The organism is Pectinatus haikarae (genome assembly GCF_015732185.1).
Classification (GTDB): Bacteria; Bacillota; Negativicutes; order Selenomonadales; family Selenomonadaceae; genus Pectinatus; species Pectinatus haikarae.
In genome coordinates this window covers 74,000-88,623 of sequence record NZ_WIQM01000008.1, presented here as the reverse complement: position 1 = coordinate 88,623, position 14,624 = coordinate 74,000, and the positions used below count along the sequence as shown (strand labels likewise).

General features: G+C 43.6%; 13 protein-coding genes and 1 pseudogene. 12 read left to right on the top strand and 2 right to left on the bottom strand.

Annotated elements, in window-relative coordinates; genetic code table 11:
* Window positions 1-31: 31 nt before the first annotated feature.
* From cobA to I6758_RS04610, 11 genes are all read left to right on the top strand, one after another.
* Window positions 32-1,543, top strand: a complete 1,512-nt coding sequence (gene cobA, locus I6758_RS04660) for a uroporphyrinogen-III C-methyltransferase (RefSeq protein WP_196604044.1) — start codon at window positions 32-34, stop codon at window positions 1,541-1,543.
* A 99-nt stretch (window positions 1,544-1,642) separates the two neighbouring features.
* Window positions 1,643-2,485, top strand: coding sequence for a transporter substrate-binding domain-containing protein (locus I6758_RS04655; protein WP_196604043.1), 843 nt, complete (start codon window positions 1,643-1,645; stop codon window positions 2,483-2,485).
* 139 nt (window positions 2,486-2,624) lie between these two features.
* Window positions 2,625-3,422: an amino acid ABC transporter permease gene (locus tag I6758_RS04650; RefSeq protein WP_196604042.1), complete on the top strand. Its 798-nt coding sequence runs from the start codon at window positions 2,625-2,627 to the stop codon at window positions 3,420-3,422.
* 25 nt (window positions 3,423-3,447) lie between these two features.
* Window positions 3,448-4,179 (top strand): amino acid ABC transporter ATP-binding protein, encoded by a 732-nt coding sequence (locus I6758_RS04645; RefSeq protein WP_196604467.1) that lies wholly within the window; start codon window positions 3,448-3,450, stop codon window positions 4,177-4,179.
* A 132-nt stretch (window positions 4,180-4,311) separates the two neighbouring features.
* Window positions 4,312-5,310, top strand: coding sequence for a porphobilinogen synthase (hemB, locus tag I6758_RS04640; RefSeq protein ID WP_231038513.1), 999 nt, complete (start codon window positions 4,312-4,314; stop codon window positions 5,308-5,310).
* Between the two features lie 40 nt (window positions 5,311-5,350).
* Window positions 5,351-6,673 (top strand): glutamate-1-semialdehyde 2,1-aminomutase, encoded by a 1,323-nt coding sequence (gene hemL, locus I6758_RS04635; RefSeq protein ID WP_196604041.1) that lies wholly within the window; start codon window positions 5,351-5,353, stop codon window positions 6,671-6,673.
* A gap of 175 nt (window positions 6,674-6,848) precedes the next feature.
* A complete protein-coding gene (locus I6758_RS04630; RefSeq protein ID WP_196604040.1) occupies window positions 6,849-8,222 on the top strand; it encodes a PTS transporter subunit EIIC in 1,374 nt (457 codons plus the stop codon).
* 14 nt (window positions 8,223-8,236) lie between these two features.
* Window positions 8,237-9,394, top strand: coding sequence for an N-acetylglucosamine-6-phosphate deacetylase (nagA, locus tag I6758_RS04625; RefSeq protein ID WP_196604039.1), 1,158 nt, complete (start codon window positions 8,237-8,239; stop codon window positions 9,392-9,394).
* A 34-nt stretch (window positions 9,395-9,428) separates the two neighbouring features.
* A complete protein-coding gene (locus I6758_RS04620; protein WP_196604038.1) occupies window positions 9,429-9,896 on the top strand; it encodes a PTS sugar transporter subunit IIA in 468 nt (155 codons plus the stop codon).
* A 262-nt stretch (window positions 9,897-10,158) separates the two neighbouring features.
* Window positions 10,159-10,962, top strand: coding sequence for a hypothetical protein (locus tag I6758_RS04615; protein WP_196604037.1), 804 nt, complete (start codon window positions 10,159-10,161; stop codon window positions 10,960-10,962).
* 185 nt (window positions 10,963-11,147) lie between these two features.
* Window positions 11,148-11,300, top strand: coding sequence for a hypothetical protein (locus I6758_RS04610; RefSeq protein ID WP_196604036.1), 153 nt, complete (start codon window positions 11,148-11,150; stop codon window positions 11,298-11,300).
* Window positions 11,301-11,345: 45 nt separating this feature from the next.
* On the opposite strand, the gene I6758_RS04605 is transcribed toward I6758_RS04610, so the two are convergent.
* Window positions 11,346-11,675 carry a hypothetical protein gene (locus I6758_RS04605; protein WP_196604035.1) on the bottom strand — a complete coding sequence of 110 codons (330 nt, stop codon included), beginning with the start codon at window positions 11,673-11,675 and terminating at the stop codon, window positions 11,346-11,348.
* Between I6758_RS04605 and I6758_RS14875 the strand changes: the two are divergent.
* A pseudogene (locus I6758_RS14875) lies at window positions 11,668-12,114 on the top strand (transposase). The gene I6758_RS04605 and the pseudogene I6758_RS14875 overlap by 8 nt on opposite strands.
* Before the next feature lie 154 nt (window positions 12,115-12,268).
* Here I6758_RS14875 and I6758_RS04590 read toward each other — a convergent pair.
* Complete coding sequence (locus tag I6758_RS04590; protein WP_196604032.1) at window positions 12,269-14,611, bottom strand: FAD-dependent oxidoreductase; 2,343 nt, start codon at window positions 14,609-14,611, stop codon at window positions 12,269-12,271.
* Window positions 14,612-14,624: the final 13 nt, after the last annotated feature.

Sequence of the window (14,624 nt, the reverse complement as noted above, 5' to 3'; positions counted from 1 at the left end):
ATAATATCTTGATATTAGTGCGGAGGAAAAAATGGCGGGAATTGTTTATCTTATAGGTGCCGGACCGGGCGATGCCGGACTCTTGACAATAAAGGGAGCAGAATGCATAAAAAAGGCTGACATAATAGTCTATGACTATTTAGCCGATAAGAAATTACTTGCTTATGCCGCGAACGGAGCGGAACTGATATATGTGGGAAAGCAGGCAGACAAGCACACGATGCGGCAGGAAGAAATAAATCAGCTGCTGGTGGATAAAGCCGGGGCAGGAAAAACGGTAGCCAGGTTAAAAGGCGGCGATCCTTTCGTGTTTGGACGCGGCGGTGAGGAAGCACTGGCTCTCAGAGAGAATGGACTGCCGTTTGAAATAGTTCCGGGTGTCACGTCGGCTATTTCCGCGGCTGCTTATGCCGGAATACCGGTTACACACCGTAAAGTGGCGGCATCATTTGCTGTCATCACCGGTCACGAAGATCCGACCCGCAGTGCGTCGGGGATAAATTGGCGTAATCTTGCGGTCGGCATAGACACATTGGTATTTTTGATGGGAGTAGGCAATCTGCCGCATATAACCAAACAGCTTATCGCAAACGGCAGAAAACCGGAAACTCCGGCAGCCCTTGTGAGATGGGGAACTAAGGCTCAGCAGGAAGTATTGGTGACTACTGTGGAAAATGCCGCGGCTGATGTGGAAAAGCATGGACTTAAGCCGCCGGCTGTTTTTATAGTCGGCGATGTCGTCAACTTGAGGGATTCATTGAGATGGTTTGATAATAAGGAGCTGTTTGGCAGAAAAATTCTGGTCACGAGGGCAAGAGAGCAGGCTTCAAAATTGACAGAAGGACTGGAACAGTATGGTGCCGCATGTGTGGAAGCACCTGTCATCAGTATTGAAGATCCGGATGATGATTTTGCAGGGCTGGATAATGCCATTGAAAATATCAGTACATATGATTGGATCGTATTCACCAGTGTAAATGGCGTGGCGAGATTTTTTGAACGTCTGGCTGATAAGAAACTGGATACACGTGCTTTGGGAAAAGCGTATATAGCGGCTATCGGCAGCAGTACGGAAAAGGAACTCAGCCGTTGCGGCATCAGAGCGGATGTTGTACCGTATGACTTTTGCGCGGAAGGTATATTGGCAGAGCTGGGAACACGTATCGAAAAAGGGACAAAAATACTCATTCCCAGAGCCAAAGAGGCACGATCTGTACTTCCAGATGAGCTGACTAAGGCCGGCGCAAGGGTGGATGTAGTCCAATGCTATAAAACAGTGACTGCTGCATCATCTGATGACGATATTGAAGGCAGGCTGGCGGCGGGAGAAATAGATGCTATTACATTCACCAGCTCCTCTACCGTAACGAATCTTCTTAAGCTGCTTGGCAACAAGACAGAATTGATCAATAATGCTGTTGTGGCCTGCATTGGGCCTATCACGGCACAAACATGCCGTGAAAATGGAATAAAACCTGATGTTGTTGCACAGAAGTATACTATTGCCGGTTTGATAGACGCTGTCCGCAGATTTTATGAGTGAATAGATTGAATTGACAAGCAAACTATGCGTTGTTATAATGAAAAAATATTATATTATTGTAATAATCTGGTAAATTATTTAAAAGGGTGGATGCGGTTTATGAAAGTGACAAAGAAAATTGCGGCTATAATCGCTGTATGTGTGCTGACTATCGGCACAGCTTTGATTGCCGGCTGCGGCGGTTCTGCCGATTCGGACAAAAAAGTACTGCGTGTGGGACTGGAATGCGCGTATGCCCCATTTAACTGGGCGCAGAATGACGATGCTAACGGAGCGGTAAAAATAGCGGATGCGGACCAATATGCCATGGGATATGATATTTTAATGGCTAAAAAGATCGCGGACGGCATGGGCTATAAGCTGGAAATTCATAAGATGGAATGGGACGGATTGATTCCGGCTGTTAATACAGGTAAAATAGATGCTGTAATCGCCGGTATGAGCATAACTGAAAAACGCAAACAAACAGTGGACTTTTCCGACGTATATTATAATGCTTCGATCGTTGCTCTTGTAAAAAAAGACGGCAAGTATGCCGAAGCAAAAAGTGTTGCTGATTTAAAAGGCGCAGTGGCAACATCTCAGCTCAATACGGTATGGTATGATCTGATTGATCAGATTCCAAATGCTGATAAGCAGCCGGCAATTGATAATGTGCCGGGGATGGTGGTAGCTTTGACTTCCGGCAAGGTAGACGTTTTGGTTTTGGACAAACCTACAGCCATGGCGGCGGCTTATGCCAATCCCGATCTAAAAATGCTGGACTTTAAAGATGAAGGCGGATTCAAAGCATCCACGGAAGATGTGGAAATGGGCATAGCGGTAAAAAAAGGCAACAGTGAGCTGCTGCAGAAGATAAATGAACAGCTTGCAAAGATCAATGAAGATGACCGTGCGAAAATGATGGAAGAAGCAATAAAGGACCAGCCTTTGGCTAAATGATCTGAAGATGGCACAAAGATGTGAGGGAGCGGTGTAAAAACTGCCCCTCATATTTTTTTATGGTTTAATTGCGGTAAACATAGTATAATATGTTTAGTTTTTTGCGACTTTTTGTAATCTTTGTTAAGGGAGTGGTTTGATGACAGCGGATATGCCGACAACTTTTTTCGGCTGGGTTGTATTCATCATTAATCAATACGGCGGTGCTTTGCTGCAGGGAGCTGGCGTGACTCTGCTGCTGGCTATAGTGGGCACACTCATCGGGTGTGCTATCGGTCTTTTTGTGGGAATTGTGCAAACAGTACCTATTACAGAAAGAACAAATACGGGACTTAAAATACTGAACAGGGCAGTCCAGTTTGTTTTGGCAGCCTATGTAGAGATTTTTCGCGGGACACCTATGATAGTTCAGGCCATGGTGGTTTATTACGGATCAATGGCTGTTTTTAACATCGATATGTCAGCTATGCTGGCGGGATTTTTGGTGGTTTCGGTGAATACGGGAGCTTATATGGCGGAAACGGTGCGCGGCGGTATAATTTCTATTGATAAAGGGCAGACCGAAGCTGCCATGGCAATAGGAATGAACCATTTCCAGACGATGTACACAGTTGTCCTGCCTCAGGCACTTAGAAATATAATGCCTCAGATCGGCAATAATCTTATTATAAATATAAAGGATACATCAGTACTGAATGTTATTTCGGTCACAGAGCTTTATTTTGCGTCTAAATCTGCGGCGGGTGTATATTATCGATATTTTGAAGTCTTTTTTGTTACCTGTGTGATTTATTTTATTATGACTTTTGCCGCATCACGTATTTTACGCTATTTCGAACGCAGAATGGCCGGTTCGGCGGATTATCAGCTGGTCGGCGATCCGATGGCTGATCCGAGCGGCATATTTCCTAACGGTACGAAAATGGGAGGGAAATAAATTGACTACAGAAAAGAAAAAGCCTATTTTGGCAATAAATCATCTGGTCAAATATTTTGGTGAGCGGGAAATACTTAAGGATATAGATTTTGAAGTCGGTCAGGGAAACGTGATAAGCGTGATAGGTGCTTCCGGTTCAGGAAAATCAACGATGCTGCGCTGTATAAATCTTTTGGAGATGCCCACATCAGGAGACATCATTTTTGAAGGCAAGAATGTTCTGGATACAAGCAACAACATTGCTTTGTACAGGACAAAGGTAGGAATGGTTTTTCAGTCTTTTAATTTATTCACGAATATGACTGTCCTGCAAAATTGCATGGTAAGTCCTGTCACTGTTTTGAAAAGGAGCAGGGAAGAGGCAAGACAAACAGCCATGAAATATCTGGAAAAGGTAGGTATGGCACAGTACATAAATGCCCGGCCTGATCAACTGTCAGGCGGACAGAAACAGCGTGTGGCAATAGCGCGGGCACTGGCCATCAAACCGCAGATCCTCCTGTTTGATGAACCTACTTCTGCGCTGGACCCGCAGATGGTGGGAGAAGTATTGGAAGTAATGCGTGAACTTGCCGAGGAAGGTCTTACAATGATAATCGTAACGCATGAAATGGCATTTGCCAGAGATGTATCGACGCGTGTTATTTATATGGCTGACGGAGTTATTGTTGAAGATGGCACACCGCAGGAAGTTTTTGGCAGTCCCAAACATGAAAGGACAAAGGAATTTTTGGCTCGTTTCACGCAGAATACATAACCGAAGAGTGATATCGATATATTGGAAAAAGACAGGTAAAAATCTGTTAAACAGATGATACTGTGCTATAATATGAATCAGATTCAATATTTTCGTAAGAAGAGGTGACAAAGAGAGCCGAATACTCTCTTGATGATCATGAAAGAAAGTAAATTTCCGCAAAAATTACGTCCGCGCCGCATGCGTATCTCTCCTGCTCTCCGTTCGATGGTCAGGGAAACAGAAATTTCCGCAAAGGATTTTATTTATCCTATATTTGTAGTGGCAGGCAAAAATGTCATGGAGGAAATACCGAGTATGCCTAATTGTTACCGTATTTCCGTGGATAATGCGGTGAAGCTCGCAAAAGAAATATGGGCACTGGGCATTCCGGCAGTGGAGATCTTTGGCTTGCCGGAATATAAAGATGAGATCGGTTCGTCGGCATGGGATATGCAAAGTCCCGTGCAATGCGCGATAACTGCCATAAAACAGGCTGTACCGGAAATGGTGATCGTGGGCGATGTATGTCTTTGTCAATATACTTCGCACGGACACTGCGGTAAATTGTGCGGACACTATGTGGACAATGACGCGACTCTTGAACTTTTGCAGAAAGTTGCCGTGAGTCAGGCAAAAGCAGGCGCTGATATCGTTGCCCCTTCTGATATGATGGATGGCAGAGTGTCGGCAATCCGCCAGGCGCTTGATGATGATGGCTTTATTAATATATCTGTTATGTCATATGCCGTAAAATATGCTTCAGCCTACTATGGTCCTTTCAGGGATGCGGCTGATTCTACACCTTCCTTTGGTGATCGGCGTGCTTATCAAATGGATCCGGCAAATGCGCTTGAGGCTATGAAGGAAGTGGACCTTGATTTGGACGAGGGCGCGGATATGATCATAGTCAAGCCGGCATTATCATATCTCGATATAGTGAGACGTGTCAGGGAACATATAAATCTGCCGCTTGTCACCTATAATGTGAGCGGAGAATATGCGATGGTGAAGGCTGCCGCCCAAAATGGCTGGATCGATGAAAAACGCATCGTGCTGGAGACACTGACCAGTATGAAGCGGGCAGGTGCCGACAGTATCATAACCTATCATGCCATTGATGCGGCAAAATGGCTGCGCGAAAGCGAATAGCAGATTTAGAGTAATATTATAGAGGAAAGTTGGGAAATGTATGCTTCATTTGGATAAATCTCATGCCGCTTTCAGCGAAGCGAAGACCCTGATGCCGGGAGGTGTGAACAGTCCGGTACGTTCTTATAAAAGTGTGGATTGTGATCCGCCGTTTATTGATCATGCAAAGGGAAGCAAAATATATGATATAGACGGAAATGAATATATTGACTATGTCGGCTCGTGGGGACCGATGGTTGTGGGACATGCACATCCTCAGGTGGTGGCGGCACTGCAAAAAGCCGTCGAAAAGGGAACAAGCTACGGAGCGCCGACTTTGCTTGAAAGCGAGCTGGCAAAGCTTGTCATGCAAGTTTATCCTTCCATTGAAAAGATACGGATGGTAAATTCGGGAACAGAGGCTACCATGAGTGCTCTGCGTGCCGCCAGAGGATACACCGGACGGGATAAAATCGTCAAGTTTATCGGCTGCTATCACGGACATGGTGACAGTCTGCTGGTCAAAGCCGGTTCAGGTGCGGCTACCTTCGGTGTGCCTGACAGTCCGGGTGTGACAAAAGGGACAGCGCAGGATACGATTACCGTACCATATAATGACAGTGAAGCTATAAAAAAAGTTTTGGAAGAACGGGCAGAAGAGATCGCTGCTGTGATAGTCGAGCCTGTCGCCGGCAATATGGGCCTTGTTTTGCCAAAGCAGGGGTATCTGCGTACTTTGCGTGATTTGACGCAAAAAAATGGTATTGTTTTGATTTTTGACGAAGTTATGTGCGGTTTTAGGGCATCATTGGGAGGTGCACAGGCGGCTTACGGAATAGTTCCCGATATGACCTGTCTCGGTAAGATAATAGGGGGCGGCCTGCCCGTTGCCGCATATGGCGGAAAGAAAGAAATAATGGATATGGTGGCACCAAAGGGACCGGTTTATCAGGCCGGAACATTGAGCGGCAATCCGCTGGCTATGACGGCGGGAATTGTCACACTGTCTCTGCTGACTATGGACCCTGAAGACGGGCAGCCTGATTACAGCCGCATTTTGACATTGAAAACAAAAAGACTGCTTCTCAGCATGCAGGCGTCCGCAAAGGAAGCAGGGATAAAAATACAGGCCCATCAGGCCGGTTCAATGTTTGGTATATTTTTCAATGCCGGTGAAGTTTATGATTATGAAACGGCGGCGGCTTCCGATCAGGAGGCTTTTAAAATATACTTTAGATCAATGCTGGAACAGGGGATATATCTGGCGCCTTCTCAGTTTGAAACCTTGTTCATGAGCGGTGCGCATAATGATGAAGATATAGAAAAAACAGAGATCGCTGCCCGTAATGCCTTTAAAGCTGTGGCTCAGTTTAAAAATAAATAGTAAGATGCATACACCTGGGATTGAAGGAAAAATTACTCAAGCCAAGGTGTATTTTTATGCCTGAAAAGGCAATATAAATAATTATATTGTCACTGTCCTATTGTCGGAGTACAATAAAATAATATTATTTATGATAACAATTGGCGGGAATATTTTTACATATGGGAGAAAAATAATGGATAAATGGTTTGGCGGAATGCAACGTATAGGCGGGGCGGTCATGCTGCCTATTGCGGTGCTTCCGGCTGCGGCTTTACTTTTGCGTTTGGGCGCACCCGATATATTTAATATACCTTTTATAATGAAGGCGGGAGAGACGATTTTTACGAATATAGCACTTATTTTCGCTATAGGGGTGGCAATCGGTATTGCGCGCGATAATAATGGAGCAGCAGCGCTGGCCGGTGCGATCGGCTATTTGGTGCTTACAGCTGGAATGAAAGCTATTGATGAAAATCTGGATATGGGAGTTTTGGCGGGAATCGTGAGCGGTATCGAGGCAGGCTTTTTATATAACAGATTTCATTGCATAAAAGTCCCCGAATGTGTAGGCTTTTTCGGCGGAACTCGGCTTGTTCCCATAATTACTGCACTGCTGGCAGCTGTATCGGCCGCTGTTTTTAGTATTGTCTGGGAGCCGTGTCAGAATGTTATAAATAGTCTCGGCGTGTGGATAGTAAATGCAGGCGCTGTGGGTGCTTTTATTTACGGTCTGCTTAACAGGCTGCTTATACCGATTGGGCTGCATCATATCCTAAACAGCTTCATCTGGTTTATTTCAGGTAATTATACCACCGCTGACGGAGTGGCGGTTACCGGAGATCTCAGCCGTTTTTTCGCAGGTGATCCTAATGCCGGCATGTTTATGGCAGGTTTTTATATTATGATGATGTTTGGTATGCCGGCAGCTGCACTGGCAATCTATCATGCAGCCAAACCGGAAAACAGAACAAAGATAAAAGTCATGCTGCTGATCATGGCCTTTACGTCTTTTTTCACAGGTATCACGGAACCTATAGAATTTATGTTTATGTTTTTGGCACCGGGATTGTACGTCGTTCATGCTATCCTTACCGGTCTGGCACTTGCGGCGGCATACAGTGCAGGTATACTGCATGGTTTCAGTTTTTCGGCAGGCTTTATTGACTATATACTCAATTGGGGTATTGCAACGAACCCTGTTCTGATAATACCGATTGGCCTGATCTTTGGTGTTGTCTATTACATAATATTCAGCTGGGCCATAAGATATTTTGATATCCATACCGTCGGGCGTTATTCCGAAGAAGCGGTGGAAAATGCGGAAACTGGGGTATTATATGTACCGGAGCTGATTACGAAGCTGGGAGGTGCTGACAATCTCGAAGAAGTCAGAGCATGCATCACCAGACTGAGGATCAATGTTAGAAATGCGGCACTGGTGGATGAAAAATCACTAAAGGCGCTCGGTGTGAAGGGAGTCGTCAGGAAAGGGCAAAATATACAGGTGATCGTGGGCACGCGGGCCGAGAGTATTGCCAAGGAAATAAATACGATACTAAAACGGTGACACAGGGAGGAAATATGAAGGCAATTATTAACGGACGTGTACTGATACCAGATCGGGACGGGCATTTTAAAATAATGAGCGAGCATGCAGTGCTTTATAATGAAAAAATAGAAGATATTTTACCGATGCGGCGTTTTTGTCAGCAGCAGACAGAAGAAATTCTGGACGCGGAGGGAAGCTATATCGGGCCGGGCTTTATAAATATGCATATACATGGCTGTGCGGGCTTTGATGTGATGGACAATTCGCATGAAGCATTAAAGAATATAGGAAAGTATCAAGCAGAAACAGGAGTGACAGCTTTTCTGCCGACTACCATGACCTATGATTTCCCCAGAATATATAAAGCGCTTGACTGTATAAAAGATTTTGTTAAAAATGATGATGGTAAAGGCGCCGCCGTACTCGGCTGCCATATGGAAGGACCTTTCATCAACAGTGAACGTAAGGGGGCGCAAGCCGCCGAAGATATAGCCGCTGCTGATTTTGCAAAAATAGAAAAATACAAGGATGTTATACGTATGATTACAATAGCTCCGGAGATGCTGCACGATGACTGCACATTTGTGGAGCAATGCCGTAAAAATAATATTATCGTATCGATCGGACACAGCTCCGCGGATTATGATACGGCGGTAAAGGCTATAAAAGAACAGGGTATTACACATGTGACACATCTGTTTAATGCAATGACGCCGCTGCACCATCGCAAACCGGGTATAGCGGGAGCCGCTATGGATACAAACGCGTACTGTGAGCTCATTGCTGATAATGTCCATGTACATCCGGCATTGCAGCGCATGCTGTACCGTGCCAAGGATAAAGACAGGATCATATTGATAACGGACTCTATGAGAGCGTGTATGCTGGGAGACGGCGAGTCTGAATTGGGCGGGCAGAAGGTTTTTGTCAAAGGGCAAAAGGCAGTGCTGGCAGATAAAACTATTGCCGGAAGTGTATTGACGATGGACAGAGCCATAGCAAATTTTGCGGTAAATAATAATGCAGGACTGCCGGAAGTTATTGAGCTGGCAACGAAAAATCCGGCGCAGGAATTAGGTATGTATGATAGAATAGGTTCTATAGAAAAAGGCAAACAGGCTGACATTGTCGTTTTTGGTGAAGATGTGCGGATAAAAAACGTAATAATAAAGGGACAGCTTTTTTGTTAGCTATGCAGGGAAAGAAGAAAGAGAGGAACAAATGATGTTCGGTTTATTTAATAAGAAGAAAATTGAAGTTTTTTCACCGATAAAAGGCAAAGTAATCGATATTACAGAAGTGGAAGATGAGGTGTTTTCTGCGAAAATGATGGGAGACGGTTTTGCCGTCGAGCCGGATGAGAATTTTATTTCGGCACCGTGTGACGGGGAAATAGCCATATTGGCAAAAACAAAACATGCCGTTGCTATAAGAGCTGAGGGCGTGGAAATACTCATTCATATCGGACTGGATACAGTGGAGCTGGAGGGAAAAGGTTTTACGGCGTATGTAAAAGAAGCAGACCTGGTAAAGCGCGGGGATAAACTCATAAGCTTTGATGCGGAATATATAAAAAAAGAAGGGAAAAGGATAACAACTGTCCTTGCTATAACGAATATGGATGAAAAAGTGAAACGATTGGCTAAAAACTTGCAGACACAGGAAGCTGTTCTTAAGATAGAGGTCAAATAGAATATCGCCGACTTTGATCCTAACGTAACCTATAAGCTCATGCATTTGATCAAGAAACGGCAGAACCGTCCGTTGAATACCTATGCAGTTATCCTTTTGGATGCGATTCATTGCAAGGTATATCAGGAAGGCGCCTTTGTAAATAAGGCCTTTTATATGGTCATACGCTATTTATAATTTTGATATTTATCAAATCAAAGGAAATTGTTAAAAAACATTGAATATAATCCTTATGCATCTTATTATATTGGGGGTGTTGTTTATGATATTGCCAAATAAAATTCACAAAACACGTATATTATGCATACTTGTAGGATTTTTGTCTATTGTTTCTTCAACTAGTGCTGAAACAATTGTACATTTGACTCCTACAAGACAAATAAAACAAACAGTTCCAATTGTTGCTAAATCTGTTGAAAATGCATCACATTCTGAGATAATTGAAGAGGCACAATCATCTAGAGATGAAAATATTGCTAAAAAGGAAGTAGACAATACTGCTAAAGCATACAATATGTTTGAAGTATATAATCCCTATGTAGATTATTTTAGCAACTTTATTAAAAAAGATCCGGAATTTACAACTAGCTTTGGGGAAGGTGGAGATTTAGCAGGATTGAGCAGTATTTTAAGATGCAGTAGTAAATATATTATGAATTCGATAGATGGACAGGAATCAATTAGCTTTTATGTCACAAAATATAGATTAGCCTCTTTATTTGGTAGTGATACATCTTTATGGTTCAATGTTACTTTTAAATTAAACATGCCACTTATTATTTCTAAAAAGAGGCCTCCTTCTTTTGAATTGAATTTAAATGGAAAAACAAGCATAGTTAATCTTAAAAAAATTAGTTCTTATTCTAAAGATACTTTTAGTGTTACAACTGGTAATATTCATTTTCTGGATGAATTGTATGTTCCCAATGCAAACATAACTCTTTTGATTAGTACTGAAAATGAAAAAAAGATACGCATACCTATTTCAAGTCAAGTAATCCAGCAATGGAGACAAGTTACCACTGCAGATTTAAGAAATTTGAAAAAAGAATATGAAGAAAAATGACCTGTACTGTTGCAGTATAATAAAGTTGTAACATCTCGGTCTAATAGAATATAATAAATCTGTAAAGATGAGAGGGAAAAAGATGCCGCAATAATAAGTGCAAGGATAACATGGAAAGGATTTCTTCATAGATTGTGTAAACCTTCAAGCTGATGTAATATAAAATCAGTTTGGAGGTTTTATTTATGAGCAGGAAAAATGAAAGTACCCAAAAAACAGCAATGCGGGAAATGATGAAAAATTATTTAAAGGATACTAATACCAATGTTCGTGATAGTGCAGATGTTAAAAATGTCATGAGGGATAGCGTGAAAACATTTAAACTTGGTTCATATTAAAAAAGGCAAACTTTAATACATCTTAATTAGTACCTGTTTTTTAGGCTAGGTACAGACTTCAGAAAATGTATCAGGTAACAGCCCTTGTCGTTTAAGAAACCTTACAGCTTCTGCAACAGCTGTTTTCTTCTGATTTTCACGCATTTCTGGAGGCATATCAATTTTGGGTAAATCAACAGGATTGAATGTTTCACCTGTTTGGAACATATGATAAACGGCTGTCATGATCATGCGCGCAATAGCGATTATTGCTCTTTTCTTACCGCGTCGTTTCATATATGCGTTCATAACACTTAAGCGTTCCTTTTTGTAGGCAAGCACGGGAGGATTCAGAGCAGATACCGATTGTGGCAACGAGAAAAGTTTTGTGAACATCGATGCCGCAACAGATAGTGTAAACGATCTTCATAACAACAAGGCCTCCTTTCATTATGGAGATATGAATCTTGCTGTTCCACGAGATCGTAATGGCGAATATGAACCACAGATTGTAAAGAAATATCAGAACACTGTCACTCAGGATATGGAAGAAAAAATTATTTCTATGTATGCAAAAGGAATGACTACCAGTGATATACAATCGCATATGCAAAATTTATATGGCCTGGAAATATCTGACAGCACCATCAGTCGTATAACAGACAAGATAATGCCCTTAGTTAAAGAATGGTAGGAAAGACCATTAGCAGAGGTATATGCCGTTGTTTTTATGGATGCCATTCATTACCATGTTCGTTGTGATAGGCATATTGTAAAACGGGCTGTTTATATTGCTACATATTTTGGCATAATAAAACCGACCTCCAATCGTTAGAGTTTAAAGCTAACTTTTGGAGGTCGGTTCATATGGATCAAAGCGAGGTGTCATTTTTTAGTTGACGGTATTATCCGTTATGTGGTTGTTTATTTAGAATGTCCGAATGTCAGACAGCATCAAATATATGAGAGAGTACCAGCCGCTGGAGATATTATTCGGCTTTGCTGCCGGTGCGATACATCTTTATAGGTTCGGGATTGTCATTGAGCTCCCAAATGCCGCAGGGGCAGACACCGGAACAAATACCGCAGCCTATGCATTTATCGGGATCTGATCTGTATTCAATAATACCCATGCCGTGATCGATGCGGTCAATAGCTTTTTCAGGGCAGGAGTCAAGGCATGTCCTGCAGTCACGGCAAGTACCGCAGCTTACACAGCGATCTACATCACCGAGCGGTTCCGGTAAATCTTCATGGTGATATTTTGCAAAATATTCTTTGCCAAGCATATCGGCAGGAACTTCTCTTTTTTCGGGAAAAGCGGGAACATCTTTACGCATTACATAGGCATCCGCATAATAGGCGGCTTTGTTGCCGGAACCGATAGCATCTACCAGTCTGCCCGGTTTTATCACGTCGCCGGCAACAAATATTCCGTCTAAAATGGTATTGTCCTTACCGGGAACGAGCCAGTCGCGGAATTTTTTTATTTTGTCATCCTGCGGCAGATAATCCAAGATAGGCGCTTCACCTATAGAAACGATGACCATGTCGCCTGCTATGAATTTTCCCGCATTATCATAAATCCCCTCATCGGTTATTTTAGAAGTCATGAAAGGCCATATAAGCTCGCCGCCCATTTGTTCTATATGGTCGATTTCATTTTGAAAAGCAGCCGGTTTTTGCACGTCGATGCATGTGACTTTTTCAGCACCCATATCGTAAGCTCCGCGAGCTGTGTCCATACCGGAATTGCCGCAGCCGATAACAATAACATTTTTGCCCACATAGGGGTGTTCCCCGCGGTTTATAGCTTTCAGGAAGGTCAGGCCCATTGTCAGTTTTTCGGCGCCTTCCCAAGGGAAAAATCTTGACTTATGACCGCCGGTGGCTAAAACCACCGCATCATTGTTTTGTCTTATAGCGGTAAATTTTTCGGCATCAACTTTGAATTTGGGAACAAATTTTACACCGGCATCTTCGATTCGCTTAAGCTCTGCCTGCAGCAGTTCATGCGGAAGACGTGCACGCGGAATGACTTGTTCAAGCTTACCGCCGATATGATCATCCTCATCGTATACAGTTACATCATGACCACGCTGGATGAGCTGCCATGCGGCTCCAAGCCCGGCAACACCGCCGCCTATGACAGCTATTTTTTTGCCTGTTTTTTTCGAGGTTATATCAAGTTTGGCATATACGGACTGAAAACCCAAAGGACCGATCTGGACAGACTGATCTATCTTAGCGCGTGTACATGCATCCATACACGGATTGGGACAGACAGAGGCGCATACCGAACCGGGAAACGGGGTATATTCAAGAATCAGTTTGGTTGCTTCTTCTTGCTTTTCGGTGCGGAGCAATTTATATCTCAGCTGTGTCGGGATATGTGCCGGGCAGGCAAATTCGCATGGTGCTGCGTATTTGGCATTGTTCCAGACCGGAATATGCTGGCGGTAAAGACCTTTTTCTACCAGATTTTTGACGGCAAAATCATCAACGGCAACATCACTGAACATACCACCCTTGATCCATTCATTGAGACGGAAAGAACGCATGTCAGTATGCTTTGTATCTGCATTCTGCTTTTCATCAAAGGTAAGAGGACGCAGCTTATGCCATTGACTCCAATCGGAAAGGTCATTATGCAGATTTTCCTTGCCGATCGATTCTAGGAATTTATCCATGCCTTCCGCAAGAAAGGCAATATCATCTTTATCAAGTTCTTCAAGAAGAATATCGGCAGGATGATCATGTGAATGACCGCGGAAATATACAGTGCCGCCTACCATACCTACACAGGGACGCTCGCCCAGTACGGAATCAAATTCTTCGCTGTCGAAGCCGCAGACCACGGCACGTCCGCCACCCATGAATTCGAAGGCAAAGCTGCCGACATTTTTCAATATCCAAAGCTGGGGTTCTTCATAGAGCGGATCGTGTTTCATCAAAGATCCCGTGCGTGTGCCGCCGCGCCCGCCGATGTATATTTTGCCGCCTGATGAACAATGGCCTGCAGTGTCACCGGCGTCTCCTTTTACCACTATTTTCCCGCCGGCGTTGAGCCAGCCTACATCTGCGGATACTGACCCATCGGCAATAATTTCTGTATTATTGAGACACATTGAGCCGAGCCGCTGACCGGCATTGGTGACGTGGAAATGAAGCGTCTTTCCTTCGGGATGCCATAACGGACCGCCGATATCATGCTGACCGGAAGCCGCTATTTCAAAATCAGTTTCGCCGTTTGCCACGGCACTGCCGACAGCGAGCAGTAAATCCTGTGTGGACATGCGATCGTGTCCTTTTAGAGTATCTATCTTAAACATATCTCACGGTTCC